The 16,931-nt window shown below is 64.6% G+C and carries 15 protein-coding genes and 1 pseudogene; 8 read left to right on the top strand and 8 right to left on the bottom strand.

Translation table 11 applies throughout. The features are described 5' to 3' along the window. Positions 1-301 precede the first annotated feature (301 nt). On the top strand, positions 302-1,057 hold the full coding sequence (locus tag QQK18_RS05335; RefSeq protein ID WP_284339267.1) for an aminoacyl--tRNA ligase-related protein: 756 nt from the start codon (positions 302-304) through the stop codon (positions 1,055-1,057). Positions 1,058-1,128: 71 nt separating this feature from the next. On the opposite strand, the gene QQK18_RS05340 is transcribed toward QQK18_RS05335, so the two are convergent. From QQK18_RS05340 to QQK18_RS05350, 3 genes are all read right to left on the bottom strand, one after another. Beyond that, positions 1,129-1,887, bottom strand: a complete 759-nt coding sequence (locus QQK18_RS05340) for a phosphodiester glycosidase family protein (protein WP_284339268.1) — start codon at positions 1,885-1,887, stop codon at positions 1,129-1,131. A 116-nt stretch (positions 1,888-2,003) separates the two neighbouring features. Continuing rightward, positions 2,004-2,534, bottom strand: a complete 531-nt coding sequence (locus QQK18_RS05345; RefSeq protein ID WP_284339269.1) for a dihydrofolate reductase family protein — start codon at positions 2,532-2,534, stop codon at positions 2,004-2,006. 135 nt (positions 2,535-2,669) lie between these two features. Beyond that, the gene (locus QQK18_RS05350; RefSeq protein WP_284339270.1) at positions 2,670-3,299 is read right to left on the bottom strand and encodes an MBL fold metallo-hydrolase; all 630 of its coding nucleotides are present in this window, start codon (positions 3,297-3,299) and stop codon (positions 2,670-2,672) included. A 390-nt stretch (positions 3,300-3,689) separates the two neighbouring features. Here QQK18_RS05350 and QQK18_RS05355 point away from each other — a divergent pair, with 390 nt between their 5' ends. After that, positions 3,690-4,394 carry a DUF2270 domain-containing protein gene (locus QQK18_RS05355; RefSeq protein ID WP_379994079.1) on the top strand — a complete coding sequence of 235 codons (705 nt, stop codon included), beginning with the start codon at positions 3,690-3,692 and terminating at the stop codon, positions 4,392-4,394. Positions 4,395-4,531: 137 nt separating this feature from the next. On the opposite strand, the gene QQK18_RS05360 is transcribed toward QQK18_RS05355, so the two are convergent. The 3 genes from QQK18_RS05360 to mepA form a co-directional block, all read right to left on the bottom strand. Beyond that, a complete protein-coding gene (locus QQK18_RS05360) occupies positions 4,532-4,972 on the bottom strand; it encodes an NUDIX hydrolase (protein ID WP_284339271.1) in 441 nt (146 codons plus the stop codon). Between the two features lie 122 nt (positions 4,973-5,094). Further along, positions 5,095-6,054 carry a nucleoside hydrolase gene (locus tag QQK18_RS05365; protein ID WP_284339272.1) on the bottom strand — a complete coding sequence of 320 codons (960 nt, stop codon included), beginning with the start codon at positions 6,052-6,054 and terminating at the stop codon, positions 5,095-5,097. 108 nt (positions 6,055-6,162) lie between these two features. Then, complete coding sequence (gene mepA / locus QQK18_RS05370; RefSeq protein WP_284339273.1) at positions 6,163-7,014, bottom strand: penicillin-insensitive murein endopeptidase; 852 nt, start codon at positions 7,012-7,014, stop codon at positions 6,163-6,165. Between the two features lie 288 nt (positions 7,015-7,302). Here mepA and QQK18_RS05375 point away from each other — a divergent pair. Both QQK18_RS05375 and QQK18_RS05380 read left to right on the top strand, forming a co-directional pair. After that, a pseudogene (locus QQK18_RS05375) lies at positions 7,303-7,848 on the top strand (gluconate 2-dehydrogenase subunit 3 family protein); the annotation flags it as partial. A 415-nt stretch (positions 7,849-8,263) separates the two neighbouring features. Next, the gene (locus tag QQK18_RS05380) at positions 8,264-9,394 is read left to right on the top strand and encodes a GMC oxidoreductase (protein ID WP_284339274.1); all 1,131 of its coding nucleotides are present in this window, start codon (positions 8,264-8,266) and stop codon (positions 9,392-9,394) included. Positions 9,395-9,767: 373 nt separating this feature from the next. On the opposite strand, the gene QQK18_RS05385 is transcribed toward QQK18_RS05380, so the two are convergent. Beyond that, positions 9,768-10,517 carry an SDR family oxidoreductase gene (locus QQK18_RS05385; RefSeq protein WP_284339275.1) on the bottom strand — a complete coding sequence of 250 codons (750 nt, stop codon included), beginning with the start codon at positions 10,515-10,517 and terminating at the stop codon, positions 9,768-9,770. Positions 10,518-10,613: 96 nt separating this feature from the next. On the opposite strand from QQK18_RS05385, the gene QQK18_RS05390 reads away from it, so the two are divergent. Continuing rightward, entirely contained in the window at positions 10,614-11,510 is an 897-nt protein-coding gene (locus QQK18_RS05390; RefSeq protein ID WP_284339276.1) for an AraC family transcriptional regulator, read from the top strand. Positions 11,511-11,824: 314 nt separating this feature from the next. Here the strand turns inward: QQK18_RS05390 and QQK18_RS05395 are convergent, their stop codons facing one another. Then, on the bottom strand, positions 11,825-12,748 hold the full coding sequence (locus QQK18_RS05395; RefSeq protein WP_284339277.1) for a LysR family transcriptional regulator: 924 nt from the start codon (positions 12,746-12,748) through the stop codon (positions 11,825-11,827). A 125-nt stretch (positions 12,749-12,873) separates the two neighbouring features. On the opposite strand from QQK18_RS05395, the gene QQK18_RS05400 reads away from it, so the two are divergent. The 3 genes from QQK18_RS05400 to QQK18_RS05410 are packed head-to-tail and all read left to right on the top strand — an operon-like array spanning position 12,874 to position 16,825. Further along, complete coding sequence (locus tag QQK18_RS05400) at positions 12,874-13,863, top strand: TAXI family TRAP transporter solute-binding subunit (RefSeq protein WP_284339278.1); 990 nt, start codon at positions 12,874-12,876, stop codon at positions 13,861-13,863. A 26-nt stretch (positions 13,864-13,889) separates the two neighbouring features. Continuing rightward, positions 13,890-15,776, top strand: a complete 1,887-nt coding sequence (locus tag QQK18_RS05405) for a TRAP transporter permease (RefSeq protein ID WP_284339279.1) — start codon at positions 13,890-13,892, stop codon at positions 15,774-15,776. Further along, entirely contained in the window at positions 15,773-16,825 is a 1,053-nt protein-coding gene (locus tag QQK18_RS05410) for an amidohydrolase family protein (RefSeq protein WP_284339280.1), read from the top strand. The genes QQK18_RS05405 and QQK18_RS05410 overlap by 4 nt, the downstream gene beginning before the upstream one ends. Positions 16,826-16,931: the final 106 nt, after the last annotated feature.

Here is a 16,931-nt window from a genome sequence, read left to right on the forward strand (position 1 = left end):
GACAATCGGGCCCTGCCATGCGACGCCCGCGATCACTCACGATCTAAAGGCCATGGCCGAGTTGACCGCTGACAACGCATCACCCCGGCGCCGCCTTGCCAAACGCCAAGCCCCCGCCTACGATCCCGCCATGTTCAGACCTGCGAACATTGCTGCTCTCCCCATCCCGGCCACTCTCGGTGGTTTCGGTCGTCGAGGTATGGGCGTCTTCGGCTAGACGCGGGGCTCGGCACGCGCCGTCTCCGCCCGACCGGAGACGTAAAGCTTAAAGCCACATCCCCATACTTCAAAAGAGAGCGACATGCTTTCCCTTTACGATGCCAACGGGCTCGTCCACTGGACCGAGCGCGAAATCCGCCTGCGCGACAGCGCCGTCATCCACCTTTCCGCTGAAGTCTCGGCGGCCCTCAAAGGCCTCAATCCTGCCTGGGACATTCGCCGCGTCGAGGCGCCCCTGCTGACCCCGCGCAGCCTCATTTCCGAGGCCTACGGACCCGACGACATCTTCGTGCAGCAGCGCTTGTCGAATCACGACCACGAGCTGGTGCTGAGGCCCGAAACCACCCCCTCGACCTATGTCTATATGACCCACCTGCTCACCGCGCACGCCAAGGTGCGGCTGCCGCTCTGCGTATGGCAGGCTGGCAAGTCGTTCCGCCGCGAGCAGGACCAGGCGACCAGGCATGTGCGGTTGAAGGAGTTCTGGCAGATGGAATTCCAGTGCGCCTACGCCGCCGACACGGCCAACGACTACCACACCGCCATGCTGGAGCCGGTGCGGCGCATGCTGGCGGCGGTGACCCGGCTGCCCACCCGCATCGTTCCCTCGGACCGGCTGCCCGCCTATTCCGAAGTCACCATGGACGTCGAGGTCGACAACGGCGACAAATGGATGGAGGTCGCCTCCATCTCCCGCCGCACCGATTTCCCGACGACGGTCCCGGTCCCCGGCAAGTCCGGCACGCGCGAGATGGCGGTCAAGGTGCTCGAGATCGCCATCGGCCTCGACCGCTGCGTCTACAACTGGTCGATCGCCGACGCGCGCGAGACCGTGTGAACCCGGCCGCAGGGGGACCATCCCCCTGCGGCCTCCCGCTTCTCAGGCCCCGTTGGCTGCGTGGTAGCTTTCTACTCCACCAGGCCGAGCATTGGCCCAAAGCCTCCGTGCCAGGAGAAATCTCGCCGGCCCAGCGCCGGATCGTAGATGCCCGTGCCGCGCCCTCCATCGAGGAACAGCGCGTCCGGGCATTGCAAATGGTCTCTGAACAGCCGGGCGAAGTCGTGGAAATTGACGTTGCCATCGCTGATGGCCAGGCGGACGAGGTCGCCTTCACATACGCCAACGCCGCTCCTACGCGTGCGGTCGGAGGAACCGGGGATGAACACCGGATGCACTTCGCCATCGATCACCAGCATCGGGCCCGATTGTGTGGCGTACCGGGCCGGTGGCCGCTGCGCATCGAACGCCTCGGTGGTCAACACCCCTGCTCCCGCCTCGCCGATAAAGAAGACCCCGTTGGGTTTCTTGTAGAAATTGGGCACCTGCCCCGGCGCTGCTTCGACGGAAGTCGTGTTGAGCGGGCGCAGTTCGTCGCCATCTTCGATATAAAGACCCATGGGTGTGAAGTCGCGTAGGTACATGCCGGCGTTCATGGCAAAGGCGAGCCTGTGCCCCTCAGCTGCCACTGCATCGCTCAGGTGTCCGAAGTGCCGATAGGGTCCCCCATCCTGCGGCTTCCAGAAGAGCCGCAGATTCCCGATTGCAGGATCCACCGTGCAGACGATGTAGCCGTTGCCCTCAAAGCGCTCAGGCGTACAATGCTGCGCCTGCGCCTGCGACACCAACAACATAAGCAACAGAACCATCACACGCATCGCCACACCCATCACCGTTGCCTCCCTCGTTGCTGCGCATGTCGCAGGTAGACAGCGAATGTGACGATTACGGGAAAGGCTGCGGAAGAGTAAGCTGCAGCGGCGATCCCATCCGGCGGACCACGAGATCAAGCGGGAACGTAGGTCAACCTGATCACATCCTCGCCAATCCGATCATGAGCCACAAGGCGGAGCGGCGGCCGGGGTCCGGCGAAATATGGCTTGCCCTGACCAAGCACGACGGAATGCAGGTAGATCCGATACTCATCGATCAGGCCAAGTTCGGTGAGGCTTTGCGCCAGGTCCGGGCCGGCAACTTCGATCTCCCCGTCGCGCTCGGCCTTCAGCTTGCGCATCGCGCCCTCGAGATCATCCTCGACAAGCGTGGCGTTGGGGCCGACCGACGTCAACGTGCGCGAGACGACCCATTTCGGCTGGTTCCGCCACGCCGCCGCGAAGGCTTGCTCCTCTGCAGTCCATTCAGGATGCTCGTCGTCCCAGTACCGCATGATCTCATACATCTGGCGACCGTAGACACTCCCCGCCTGCCCCTGAGCCTCCTCGATGAAGTGGCGGAAGAGCGTCGGGCCGGGCTCAAACGCCATATGATCGACATAGCCGTCCAGGGACTGGTTCATTCCGAACACGAGCTTGGCCATACTCTCATTCTCCTCCCAAGCGCCACGCGACCGAGGCGCATTCCCACATGGTCTGCGCTAGAGCGCAGTCAGATTTGATATGTGCTTGCCCCGTCCATCCAGAGAGCGCCAGCCAGAGAGCGACGGCGCGATGCCCTATAAGGTGCCGGGCCGCCACGGTTCGTGCTCGTGCGCGAGCCAGACCAGCTCGGGGTCGAGCGCGCGCACCCGCAACTGACCTTCGGTGTGCGGCTCGTCAAGCTCGCCAAACCAGACCGCCACGTCGCCGCCAACGACGACCGGGCGCCCGCCGGTCTCGACGACGACGACCTGCATGCCGGCTGTGTGGCCCGGCGCCGGGACGAGCCGCAGCCCGGCAAGCAGCTCGAGTTCGCCGTCGACCGGCACATACCGCACCCCGGGCGCATCGACCCACTCGCGAATGGGGTACTCTTTCTCGTCGCTGTGGGCGTCGTCGAGCTCGCGACGCTGGACGTAGATCGGCTTGCCGGCGAAGAGGTGGTTGCCGCCGCAATGGTCGGCGTGCAGATGCGTGTTGACGACGATGTCGATGCCGGCGAGGTCGAGGTCCTGCTCGCTCAGTGGATAGAGGCGGGGATTGAAAGCGGCGACCACCGCCGGGTGCAGCTCCGTCATGCCGGTGTCGACCAATATACGCGCATCGGGATGGTCGATGACGTGCACGTAGACCGGCATCACCTCCCCCTCGACATGCAGGTCGGCAACGAGGATCGGCGTGATGGTGATTGACCCGGAGGCGCTCATCTTTTCATCTCCGTCAACATTTACACGCTGCCTGCCGGGCCGCGCATGTCTCCGATGAAGTGGCGGAAGAGCGCGGAGCTTGGCTCAAACGCCATATGGTCACGCGGCGCATCCGCCTTTCCGATTGCATTATGCAACCGGTTGTAAGCTGAGTCAACTGATCTAACCGGCAATCGGCTTTTGGGGTGCGCGAACGGACGGCGGGCTACTGGGACCTGGTGACGGACGCGCTGGATGGCCTGAATGTGGCGCATTGCACCCAATCGGAACGGGACCAGCTCTGGTCCGCAGCGCAGGCGCCCTGATCCAGCCGGGCGCTGAAGCCGGCCACGAATAGCGGCTGGAACGGCGCGGTCGGCAAGAGGGTTATGGTCTATCAGGAGAGCCTGGATGACCGACATGCTGGGTGCACCCGAGCCTCACCAACTCACGCTTCCGGCCAGCCCCGCCGAGCGTACCAACGCGCTGATCCACTATTACAGGGCCGAGATTGGCCGCATGGCCAGTTGGCGTGACCGCATCGACCGCACCAGCAACTGGGCGATCACCGTGGTGGCGGCGCTGCTTTCGGTATCGCTGTCGACCCCGGACTCGCATCACGGCGTGCTGCTGTTCGCGATGCTCCTTGTCTCGTTGCTGCTGCTGGTCGAAGCGCGGCGTTACAGGTTCTTCGATGTCTATCGGGCGCGGGTGCGCCTCATGGAGCGGCAATATTTCGCGCAGGTGCTGGTGCCGTCGCAAAAGCCCGACCTGGCCTGGACCCGGGCGCTCGCCGCGGACCTGCTGGCGCCCAGGTTCCTCATCTCGCTTTCCAGCGCACTAACGCGACGACTGCGCCGGAACTACATCTGGATGTATCTCATCCTGCTGCTGGCCTGGGTGGTCAAGCTCACCTCGGTCAAGCTGCAGGCCGAAAGCCCGACGGATTCGCGCCTGCAGCCGCTCTACCGCCTCCTCGCCAACGCGGCCCTCGGCCCGGTCGCCGGCTGGGTCGTGGTGCTGACGATTGTCGTCTTCTACCTGTGGCTCGCCTATTTCACCCTGCGCCCCCGCCGCCGCGCCGGCGAAATGCTGCATGGCGACGTGCATGTCTGAGCCCACAGTTCCTCAACGAGCGCACCTACGATTAACAGGTCGATGGCGGTCGTCCAGACTGGAAGCAGACCGCTATCTGCCGGTGAAATCGGATGGCAACCTGATCTGCAACAGCAGCGGCCGGCGGATCGCCTACGTCAAGCGCAATTGCGTTGTGGAACGGCAGATATCGCACTTCGAACCATGGCAGGGATGTCGAACCCCGTTGCCAGTTCCAGTTTGCTGGCTTCGGCGGGAGAGAACCAGCCTGCATCGTTCGCATCATCGCCAGCCACCGGCTCTCCAGAGACCCAGTTGCACAGGACGGGGACAATGACGAAATGGTGTTTGATCGCGCCGGTTTGATTCTCGTCGATAGCTTCTACAGCGGGAAGTATTGCCTCGACCTTGGCGACAATGGAGGTTTCCTCCGAAAGCTCGCGCAGGACAGCAGCCACAATCCCCTCGCCGAACTCCACTTTGCCGCCGGGAAAACTCCATCGATTCATGTCAGGTTCTTTCGAGCGTCGGATCATGAGCATCTTCCCGTTCTTGAAAAGAATGGCGACGACACCGACGACAGGTTTTCTGCTTTGCATGACGACTAGATACCCCAAGAGCCATCAGCCAGCAGGTCTGATGCATCAATGATGCGCACATGGCCCTGCCGCCCTGATAGCCCATCGGGAGGGCAGGAAGAAGCCGACGAAGACCGCCAGGCTCAAACCTGGCTCTCCTGTCCGGCGTGGGCTTTGAGCTTTGCTATGAAGTCCTTCATGATCGGGTTTCGGTGCACGTGCGAAACATAGCGCATCGCGTGCCGGCCCCGGTCGACGCTCCAGGTCATCTGGTCGGTGAGGACTGGCGTCGGGACCAGGACACTCGGTGCCCAGTCGGGGTCGAGCAGAAAGGCGACCGCGGCCATGTCCCAGATCTCCTTTGCCCATCCCTCTTGATCATCGGAATATTCCTTGAAGCGCATGGACAGGAATTCCCCGATCGCGCCATGCGGCTCGACATAGCGCTCGATTTCGGGAACCGTGGAGTGGAGGTGCGAAACGACGCCCATGCAGGGGACCTGGACGAGCGGCACGCCGCTGTCGAACAGGACCTGTGCCCCACCCACGTCCTGCATCAGGTTGAATTCCCGGGTGTGGGGCCATTCAAGGGCATGGCCGCCGAGCCAGACGACGACCATCCGGTCGATGATCTCCGGCGCTTTGATGAGGGCAGACGCGACATTGCTGATCGCCCCTATGGCGATGACATAGAGCGGATTTTTCGGGCTGCCCGCTTTGGCGCGCGCGATGAGATCATCGACAGCCGGTGCCTCTCGCGCGATCTTTTCCGGCCCGACATAAGCATTGACGCCACGATGGACGAAGCCTTCAGCCGAGCGCCCGAGCCGTTCCAGGAGGCGCAGGATCTCCTGATAACTCAGTTCCATGCCGTGCCCCGGCCCGTCGGAGCGGCTGTTGTGGAAGGGCGCGGCGTAGATGGCTTCGACCGCCAGCCGCTGGGGCGAAAGCAGCATCTGCACCAGGGCGAACTGATCGTCGATCTCGTTATAGGTATCCGTGTCGAGCACCACGCGGATCCTGCCGGCCGGAGGTTCAAGCAGGCGAAGGCGCTCCGTCTCGCTGATGGCGAACTCCGGGCGGGTCTGTTTGGGCTGGAACATCGCTTGTCCTCGACAAATAGGGTCTGGCCTGACGGCCGATGACGATACCGATCCGTCGACACGATGGAAGCGGGAAAGCTTTCTGCCTGCAGCGTGCCAGGCTAGCCGTCACGGCGCTTCCAGTACCGTTCGGCACGCCCCGGGCAGGTCGGCCAGCGTCAGCGGCGGGGATGGTGGCGTGGTGCTCGGCCGATAGGGGGCGTCGGTGAACCAGTAGGCGAGCTCTTCGCCGCAGCCGTCGCCGGGCGGTACCGGAGCCTGGTCGGAACACGAGGCCACGCCCGCCGGGCACGCGAGCCTGACATGGATGTGATCGTCGTGGCCGTACCAGGGGCGGACCTTCCGGAGGAAGCTGCGGTCCCGCCAGTTGATCGCGCAGAGTGACCTCTTGATGCCCGGCGCAACGAAGATCCGCGCGACCCCGGGCAGTTGCGCCGCGCGGTAGATGAGCAGGCGCTGCGCTTCGCCAAAGCGCGCGGGGTCAACGTCGCGCGTACCCGTCTTCAACACCGAAACCGCTGAGAGGTTTTCGCGCTCCTCAGCGCTGAGGACATGATTGGGCATCGGCTGCAACCAGATGTCGACATCGAGCCCGGTCTGATGCGAGGCGTGTCCGCTCTTCATCGGCCCGCCGCGTGCTTGACCCATGTCGCCGACGAGAATCCCCGGCCAGCCATCCTGCACCGCAGCCTCTGCCAGTCCCTCGATGTATCGGACAAGTTCGGGCGTCCCCCAATGCCGGTCGCGCGACAACCGCATGGCCTGCCATCCCGGCCCATTCGCCGGCAACTGCACCGCTCCCGCGACGCAGCCCTTCGCATGACCGCCAATCGGTGCGGAGGGGCCGCCGGTCGCATTGTGCACCGCGCCAAAAAAGTCGCGGGCCGGCTGCTGCGCAAACCCGGCCGAGGTAAGCAGCAGGAAAACAATGGAAGCCAAACCCAGCAGGCGGAGAAGCATCGAGGTCACCGGCAAGCGAATCATACCTAATTATAGCGGCGAACGTTGCCGCTGTGCGGCTCGGCCGCAGCACAAACAGGTGTCGCCGCGGCTGGCCTGCCAGCCAATGGGTGTGGTAATCGAAGGGATTTTCGGGCCTCGGCCGGGCGCCATGTCGGCGTCGTCCTGCCGCCTGCATCGGTTCGTCTCTTCGATGTGACCACCAAAAAAGTACTGCACGAGAGCGGGATGCGAAAAAGTGGCACCGGTTTTTCCCGCGACAACAAAACCCTGAGAGAGGTCCATCGCATGGCCACCGCGGATGAAATCTGGGGCTCATCCCGGCGCGATGTCCTGTTGGCGGTGATCGACCGGATCGTGCCGGCCGATCAGGATCCCGGCGCAACCGGGTTCGGAGCTGACCAGTATCTGCGTGCCCAGCTCGAAGGAGATGCAAGAGGCAAGGCCGGCCCCATAGCGGCGGGGCTGGATCTTCTTGCCAAGGAGGCAGCGACCCTCGGCGCCCCCTTCCACGACCTTGCTCCCGAGGTGCAGAACAGCCTTCTCGGCGCGATCCAGGAGCAGGACTGGTTCATGGATCTGGTGATCCTGACCCAGGAAGGCGTCTATGCCGATCCGGCCAATGGCGGCAATATCGACGCTGCAGCCTGGCGCATGGTCGGCTACGAACATGGACTGCCGGACGGGCCTTCGGGCCCGCAGTCCGTTCCTCCCCATCCGCCAAGAGCGCTTGGCGCCGGCGGATCGGAGGACCATGACGTCATCGTCATCGGAGCCGGCGCGGCAGGCGGGGTCATGGCCTGCCGCCTGGCGGAATCGGGCCATTCGGTCCTGCTCCTCGAGCGAGGGCGCGAGCTGACATATCTGAGCAACGGCCACCGCGACCATCTGCGCAATCACCGCCTCGCCAGATATGGGCACAATACCGGGCCGGAGCTCACCGGGAATCCACGCGTTTGCGTTGGCCCGGAGGGCCGGCCTCACATCGTGCGCCCGCATGAGCAGGACTACCACAACATCGCCTCGGGCGTGGGCAGCGGCACATCGCTGTTTGGCGGTCTTGCATGGCGCTTCCACCCCGACGACTTCCGCATGGCCAGCCGCTATGGCGTGCCCGAAGGCTCATCTCTGGTGGATTGGCCCATCGGCTATGATGACCTCGCCCCGTTCTATGATTGGGTGGAATGGGAAATCGGCGTTGCCGGCGATGCGGGACGCAAACAGCGGCCCGCGGACGCGTGGTTACCCGATGCCGCCCCTGGCCCCGTCCCTGCGCACGAAGGTGCTGGCGCGAGGGGCGCAAGCGCTCGAGTTCACGACGTTCACCCCGCCCATTCTGGTCAACACGGTTCCGCGCGCCGGCCGCGATGCCTGCTGTCATTGCGGCTCCTGTGTCGGGTTCCCCTGCCCCACCGACGCCAAGAACGGAACGCAGAACACGATGATCCCGCGGGCCTTGGCCACCGGACGCACGACCCTGATCACCGGCGCCCACGTCACGGTCATCGAACAGGACGACAACGGACATGTTATTGGAGCGCGCTACCTGACCGATGCCGAAACGGGCCCGCGTGAGCATTTCGCACGGGCAAAAGCCGTGGTCGTTTGCGCGGGTGCCATCGAGACGGCGCGACTGCTGCTTCTGTCGGCAAGCTCTGCCCATCCCGATGGGCTGGGCAATCACTCCGACCAGGTCGGACGCCATTTGCAGGGGCACTATTATCCCGCCGTCTTTGGCCTCTTCGATGAAGACGTCCACCCTTCCGACGGCCCCGGCGTTTCCATCGCAACGACCGACTTCACCCACGGAAATGACGGGATCATCGGCGGCGCGATGATCGCCGACGACTTCGTCATGTTGCCGACGGTGTTCTTTCACCAGGCGTTGCCGCCTGACGTCAGGCGATGGGGGTCGGACGCAAAGGACTTCATGCGAGCCAACTTCCGTCGTGTGGCCAAGATTACCGGTCCGGTCCATGAAATCCCGGACCCAGGCTGCCGTGTGCGACTGGCCGACTTCACCGACCGTTTCGACCTGCGCGTTGCGCGGCTTTCAGGCCAGGTGCATGTGGAGACGATCCGTACGGCAGAGTTCATCAGCCACAGGTCTGCTGACTGGCTCGCAGCGTCCGGAGCCAGGCACACCTGGCGTTCCCCGATCGTCAGGCGGCTATCTGCAGGACAGCATCAGGCGGGAACCTGTCGGATGGGAACGGAACCGGCGTCCTCGGTCACCGACCAATATGGCCGCGTCTGGGGCCACGCAAACCTCTTTGTTTGCGACGGAAGCCTTCACCCCACCAACGGCGCCTACAACCCTGTCCTGACGATCATGGCCATGGCTGCCCGCAACTCGCAGGCCATCTCACAAACCATCTGAATTCTGCGCTCCGGTTGCAGCCCGGTTCTCGCAATATGTGAGCGGCCTGACGGCAACGGCAACCCCGGGGCCCGGACGTTCCGCTTCGAGCCGGAAGCGGACTGCGCCATGCCGCCCTGTTACGTCTGAGGTGGGCCGAAGGGAGGCCGTTCGCTATCGGGACGAAGTAGCAGCATCACTCCGTTCATCTGACGACCCTTGCTGTCAATTGGCGTCGGACACGACAAAGGGCTCGATTGATCCCTTTGCCGACATCTGGGCAGACCCCACCATTCCGACAGGATCTACAGGCGAAGCGGGAAGCCCCCGGCTGCAGCAGTGTGTCACTGGGCCTCTGTCTGACCCGAAGGTTGGAGCCCCGACATTCCTGCCGTCATGCGGCAAGAGCCACTGCATCGGCGCCTGCGGCTTGGCGCAAGGGGCAGTCCGGCTCGGTCACTGCCCGCCAAATGGCTGCAACGACGTCCTCCGGTTCGGTGATCTTCGCGTCCGCCGCTGCCGCGTGGGCGGCAAAGACCTGCTTGGCAATGGGGTCATAGGCTTCGGGAATGCCCCCCGCCTCTGTCATCTTGCCGCGTGCGTTGGCCCCGAAACGGGTCCCTGGGGCTTGGCCGGGCAGGACCAGCCGCGTGCGGATGCCGAAGGGCTCGAGCTCCAGCGCGAGGCATTCGGTGAAGGCATTCACCGCAGCCTTGCTGGCCGTGTAGATCGGTAGCAGCGGCAGCGCCTTCAGCGTTGTGCTGGAGGAAACATTGACGATCGTCCCCGCTCCGCGCGCCCGGAACTGCGGCAGCACGGCGCGGGTCATCTCGATCGTGCCGAAAGTGTTGGTCTCGAAGACTTCGCGGATCGTCTCTTCCGGCGTGCCCTCCAGCGGACCCATCCAGCCGATGCCAGCATTGTTTACGAGGGCGTCGATCGGACCTGCCGCCTCGACCGCGCGGCCGATCGCATCGCGCTCGGTCACGTCGAGTTGCAGGATGTGCAGCCGATCGGAGGCGGGCAAGAGATCCTCGCGCGGGCTGCGCATCGTGGCGACGACCGACCAGCCCTGGTCGATGAAATGGCGCGCGGTCTCTAGCCCGAAGCCAGAAGAACATCCGGTAATCATCACGGTATTCATGGTCGTATCTCCTTTTCTTTGATGGCTCGGGATATCGACCTTGCGGCGCGAACTTTCTATAATCATATGTCCATAGTTGTTTATCGAAAGTCCGAAATGTCAGATCCGCTCTCCGAAGTGATCGCCCTGTTGCGCCCGCGCACGCCCTTTTCGAAGCTGGTGGATGCTTCCGGCGCCTGGCGCGTGCGTCGGACTGACGTGGACCAGGTCTACTACTGCCTGCTTCTTGCCGGTCGGGCGCGTCTCGAGGTGGACGGCAAACCGCCGATGGAACTGCGCCAAGGCGATTTCGTGCTGGTGCCGGCGGTGCAGAGTTTTTCCATGTCGAGCGCCGATCCCGCACCGCCACCTGGGCTGGAAAGCCAGCCATTGATCCGTCCGGACGGAACAGCGCGGATCGGGCCAGAGGAGGCCCCTGTCGAGGTGCAGCAACTCATCGGGTATTGCAGCTTCGGCGCTCCGGATGCGGACCTGCTGGTGCCGCTGCTTCCCGACATGGCCGTGGTGCGGGGCGAGCAGCGTCTTGGAGATCTGGCGCGGCTGGTGCGGGACGAGGCGTTGGCAGATCGCCCGGCCCGCGATGTGGTTCTGGAACATCTGCTGCAGGTACTGCTCATCGAAGCTCTGCGTTCTTCGACGCAGACGAGCGCGACGCCAGGCCTGCTGCGCGGCCTGGCGGACGACCGGTTGACCGGTCCCCTGCGCGCCATGCATGCGGTGCCGGACCGCGCGTGGAGCGTCGGCGAACTGGCGCGCGAGGCGGGGCTGTCCCGCTCAGCCTTCTTCACGCGGTTCAACCGGGTGGTCGGCATGGCGCCGATGGAATATCTGCAAAGCTGGAGGATGACGCTAGCCAAGCACATGCTTAGATCGCGCCAGCACAGCATCGCGGAGATTGCAGCCAAGATCGGATATGGTTCGACGAGCGCCTTCAGCTCGGCGTTCTCGCGGCGCATGGGAGCGCCGCCAGCGCAGTACGCCCGCGGTGCATGAAAGGGAGAGCGGTGTCGCTGGTCCATGCAGCCGCTTCCACGATCTCGACAGGAGCGTCTTTGAAGCGCCCGCGTAAGCTTGCGGCGAGGCGCGGATTGGGCTCCGAGCAGAAGTCTTTTTTGAATTGGAGAGGTGCACGGCAGTCGTGTCACCGGCATTGGCCCCGGTCACTCGGGGTTCGCGATCAAGTAGTCGTGCTTCGAGGTGAGCGCAGTCCCCTGCATACCCATTCTGCCGGCGGGTTCTGCTCCAGCGCACCGCCGTCGGCAGCTCATTCATCCCGAAGCCAAGGCGGCTCGTCGCCGCCAACCCCGTCAGTCCGCGTCGGAGGGCGGACCGACCGCCAGGTCGGACCGCAGCATGTCGACGAATATGCGGCAGGCGGGCGACAGTGACCGGCCCTTCTTGGTTACCAGCGCAATGGTGCGGCGGACGACCGGATTGCGCAACGGCACGATAGCGACAGGCTGATGCGCGTGCTTTCGGGCAAGGGCGCCCGGCAGCAGGCACACCCCAAGACCGCTTGCAGCCATCCAGGCAGCGGTGTCGAGAAAGCCGGCCTCGTGGACGATGTTGAGCTCGATGCCCGCCTTGGCCGCGGTGTCGTCGATCAGGCGGCGCACGCCATAGCCCGGCCGGAAGGCGATAACGGGTACGCCACGCAGGTCCTTCCACGATACTGCCGCTTGGCGCGCCATCGCGTGGCTGTCTGCGCAAACGAGATACATGGTGTCCTCGAGCAGCGGTGAGGACTCGAACCCCGCTTCGTTCAGAGGCGGCGTACCGACGCCGAACTCCACCTGCTCGGACTGGATCAGGGACAGAAACTGGTTCGGCGCGCAATCGTCGAGGATCAACCGGATCCGCTCGTATTCGCGGCTGAACCGGCCGACGGTCGTCGCCAGCAACGCTGCTGCCGTCGAGGGCGTCGCGGCCAGGTGTACGCGGCCGCGCACCCCCGCCGTCATCTCCCTCGCGCTGAACACCAGCGTCCCGACTTCCTGCAGGACGCGCTCGGCAATGCCGAACACTTCCGTGGCCGCCAGGGTCGGCTCGAGTGACCGCGTGTTGCGATCGAAGAGTCTGATGCCGAGAGTGGATTCGATCTGCCGGATCAACACGCTGATCGCCGACTGCGTGACACGCAGCTCCTCGGCGGCGGTCACGAGCTTGCGGTGCTTGTAGACCGAAACGAACGCGCGCAGCTGCTTCAGGGTCAGGCGGCCATCAATATCCATAAAGCAACTTTATGAATGCTTTCGAATTTTTCACTTCTATTCACAATGGCACTGCCGTTCAATAGCCGCGCACAAAAGGCCGTGACGTGGCCAAACCACGCAGACGGCACAGGAGGAGGAACGAGATGAACTGGCGCAGTCTGAAGCTTCTCGCCGTCGCGGGTATTGCCACCCTTGCCGCCGGAGCGGCGAGCGCGGTCGATCGCATCACGATCGGCACCAACCCGCAGGGGACGATCTACTTCACCATCGGGGGTGGCATCGCGGCCACCCTGCAGGACGCGCTCGGCGTACCGGCGACCGTCCAGCCCTATACCGGGTCATCGGCCTACCTGCCGCTGATCAGTGCCGGCGAGGTCACGCTCGGGCTCAATTCCAGCCTGGATCTGGCGGGCGCCAGGGCCGGCGAATTCGGCGAGCCGATGGACAATCTCAGGGTGCTTGCGCGCCTGTGGCCGCTCAACGTCGCACTTGTTGCGCGCGCCGACCTCGGCCTCACCGAGGTTTCCGAACTCGCGGGCAAGCGCGTCGTCACCGACCTCAGCGCGCTCAAAGCAATGAGCGACGTGTCCAAACTGATGCTGGAACTCTCAGGGCTCTCTGCGAGCGACGTCGAAAGCGTCACCGTGGCCGGCCTCGCGCCCGGCATGGAGGGGCTCACCGAGAACGCGCTCGATGCGACCCTGGTGGCCGTCGAAATTCCGCTGACCCAGCAGGCGCAGGCGACGATCCCGGGCGGCATCCGCTACCTCAGCGTCGAGGGGCCGGACGCGACCTCACAGAACGCGGATGCGAAGCTGCCCGGCCTCTATCTGGCCGAGATCCAGCCCAGCCCGCGCCTGCCCGAGGTCACCGAACCGGTCACGGTCGCCGCCTTCGACGTGTTCCTCTCGGTGAGTGCCGACATGAGCGACGAGGACGCGACCGCGATCCTTGCCGCGCTCCATGACGGACTGCCGCAGTTGAAGGCCGACTATCCCGCTCTCGGTCCGGCCAGCCAGGAGAAGCTGGCGCTGCCGTCGAACACGGTGCCCTACCACCCGGCGGCAGTCGAATTCTTCACGTCCAAGGGGCTCTGGACGGAAGAGAACGCGGCACGGGACGCGGGGCTCTGAGCCCCGCCTGAATCGGCGGACGGGAAATGGCAGCGCGCGTTCTGGCGGTGATGCTCACCGCAACGGGAATACTATGGCTCTTGGACGCCCCACGGCATCTGGGCCTCGTTGTGCTCACCGAGCAGTATCTCGCGCTGATGATCGGCCTCGCGACGCTGGCGGGGCTCGTCATTGCCCCGCTGAGCTCCCGCACCCGTCTGCTCGATTGGACTTTCGGACTCCTCTGCCTCGTCGCATGGCTGTGGCTGAGCTGGAACTATGAAGCCTGGCTCCTCGACGCCGCCAATCGCGGGCCTGAAAAGTGGGTGCCCGCGGTCATCGCCATAGCGGGGGTGATCGAGGGCACCCGCCGGCACTGCGGCCTGGTGCTCGCCATTCTGGCTGGGCTGTTCATCGCCTACGGGCTTTTCGGGTCGGCACTGCCCGGCGTGTTCTCGGCCGCCGAAGTCGCCCCGGCACGCTATGCACTTTACCTCTACAACGACACCAACGGCATTCCCGGCCTCGTGCTCAATGTCGGCGCCACGCAGATCCTGGGCTTCATCGTCTTCGGCGCCGTCCTCAATGCGGTCGGCGGCAGCGCCATACTGACCGATCTCGCGATGGCAGCGATGGGCCATCGCCGGGGTGGGCCGGCAAAGGTCGCCATCCTTGCCTCGTCCCTCTTTGGCACCCTGTCGGGCTCGACCGTCGCAAACGTGATGTCGACCGGCGTCGTCACCATCCCCATGATGAAGCGCTCGGGCTTTCCCGCACGCTACGCTGCAGCAATCGAGGCGGTTTCCTCGAACGGGGGGCAGATCGCGCCGCCGGTGATGGGCGCGACGGCCTTCGTCATCGCCGAGTTCCTGCAGGTTTCCTACGCCAGCGTGGTTCTCGCTGCCCTGCTGCCCGCGGCCGCCTACTACGTCATGCTCTATTTGCAGGTGGACCGCTACGCGGCCGCGCACGGGCTAGTCGGGGAGCCGCGCGAAACCCTGCCGCGGCTCCGCCCGAGCCTCATCAAAGTCTGGCCCCTGATCCTGCCCATCGGCGTCCTCATGTATTTCCTGTTCGGGCTCGGCTACTCGGCGGGCAAGGCCGCGCTCTATTCGGCGATCGTCGCCTATGCAAGCCACCTCGTCTTCGCGCCCCGGGGGGCGAAGCGCTTCGCCCTCCTCGGCGACATCGCCTTCGACGCGGGCAAGACACTGATACCGATCCTGCTGGTCTGCGCGGTCGCCGGCATCATCATCGGCACCATTAACCTGACCGGACTGGGCTTCGCGCTCACGCTGACGCTCGGCCACGTCGCGGAATCCGGTGGCGCGCCGGCCCTCTTGGCCGTCGCCGCCGCCATCGCCATCGTCCTCGGCGTCGGCATGCCGACGACGGGCGTCTATGTCGTCGTTTCCGTCCTGCTGGCGCCGGCGCTAGTGCGCGCTGGGATCGGCGAGATGTCGGCACACCTGTTCATCTTCTATTTTGGGCTGCTCTCGATGCTCACCCCGCCCGTCGCCATCGCCTCCTACGCTGCGGCCTCCCTGGCTGGTTCGGATATGTGGCGCACGGGCGTGACCGGCGTTCAACTCGCCATCGTCGCCTATCTCATCCCCTTCGTCTTCGCGTTCAACCCGGCGCTGTTGATGGACGGCACGTGGCTCGAAATCGGCGTATCTTGCCTCAGCGTCCTCACTGCCGGGCTGCTGCTGGCCGAGGTGCTCGCCAACAGAAAAGCCTTCGGCAATCCCGTCATGCGGTCGGCCGTCGCAGCCCTCGGACTCGCGATTGGTGCAACCACCGCCGTATTCCCGCCCGCCGGCGCGCCCGCGATCGCCATTGCAATCGCCTCCGTTCCTGCCGCCTTCTTCCTGCTGCGGCTGCCCGGCCGAACATCTCCCTCCTCGTTATCCGACCAGGTGAAATCCTCATGAACGACAAGAACCCGAACCCGCCCTACAAGCGCATCGCCACTGAAGAGGCCTGGGCGCCCGCCGAACTGATCCGGCTCTACCACGAGGAAATCGAAACCAAGGCGATTGGCGAACCGGGCTTCCACAGCCTGTGGGGTTTCTTCTCGGGCACATCTGAAAAGGCGCAGGCCCACAACCGGCGCATCCAGGACCTCGGCGAGATCCGCCTCAAGGACATGGACGACAGCGGCATCGACATGCAAATCGTGTCGCTGACCTCGCCGGGCGTCCAGATCTTCGATCCGAAGGACGCGAGCGCCATGGCGGTTCGTTTCAACGACGAGCTCGCGGAGGGCATCGCACGCCATCCCGGCCGGTTCGCCGGACTCGCAGCCTTCAGCCCGCTCGATCCCTCGGCGGCGGCGAAAGAGCTCGAGCGCGGCGTGAAGAAGCTCGGCCTCAAGGGCGGCATCCTCAACTCACACACGCTCGGCACCTATCTCGACGACGAGCAGTACTGGGAGATTTTCGAGGCGGCAGAGGCTCTCGACGTGCCGATCTACCTGCATCCCAACACACCCTCGCCGCAGATGATCGAACCGTTCCTAAAACGCGGGCTCGACGCCGCTGTCTATGGCTTCGCCTGCGAGACCGGACTCCACGCCTTGCGGCTCATGGTGGCGGGGCTGTTCGACCGCTTCCCGAGGCTGCAGATCATCCTCGGCCATTGCGGCGAGGCCCTGCCCTACTGGCTCTATCGCATCGACTACATGCACGGGCATATCTCGGTCACCGGCCGGTATCCCGACGTGAAGCCGCTCAAGCGCCGCGCCCGCGACTACCTGCGGGAGAACTTCATCTACACCAATTCCGGCGTCGGCTGGGGACCGCCGGTCCGCTTCGTGCGCGAGGTCATCGGGCCCGACCGGATGATGTATGCGATGGACTACCCATGGCAGTTCGTGCCCGACGAGGTGGGTATCCTCGAAGCCATGGGTCTCGACGAAGCGGGGCTGAGGCAGTTCTTCGAAGACAATGCGAGGCGCGTGTTCCGGCTGCCGCCCGCGTAGCCCCTCTAGGGGACCGCTTACGGACAGGCAGCTTTTGGCGTCCGCGGAGGAAATAGCGGTCGCTCAATCCGACAAGGCGCAGGTCTTGAACTGGCCCAGAAGCAGA

It is taken from the genome of Devosia nitrariae, assembly GCF_030160115.1.
Taxonomy (GTDB): Bacteria; Pseudomonadota; Alphaproteobacteria; order Rhizobiales; family Devosiaceae; genus Devosia; species Devosia nitrariae.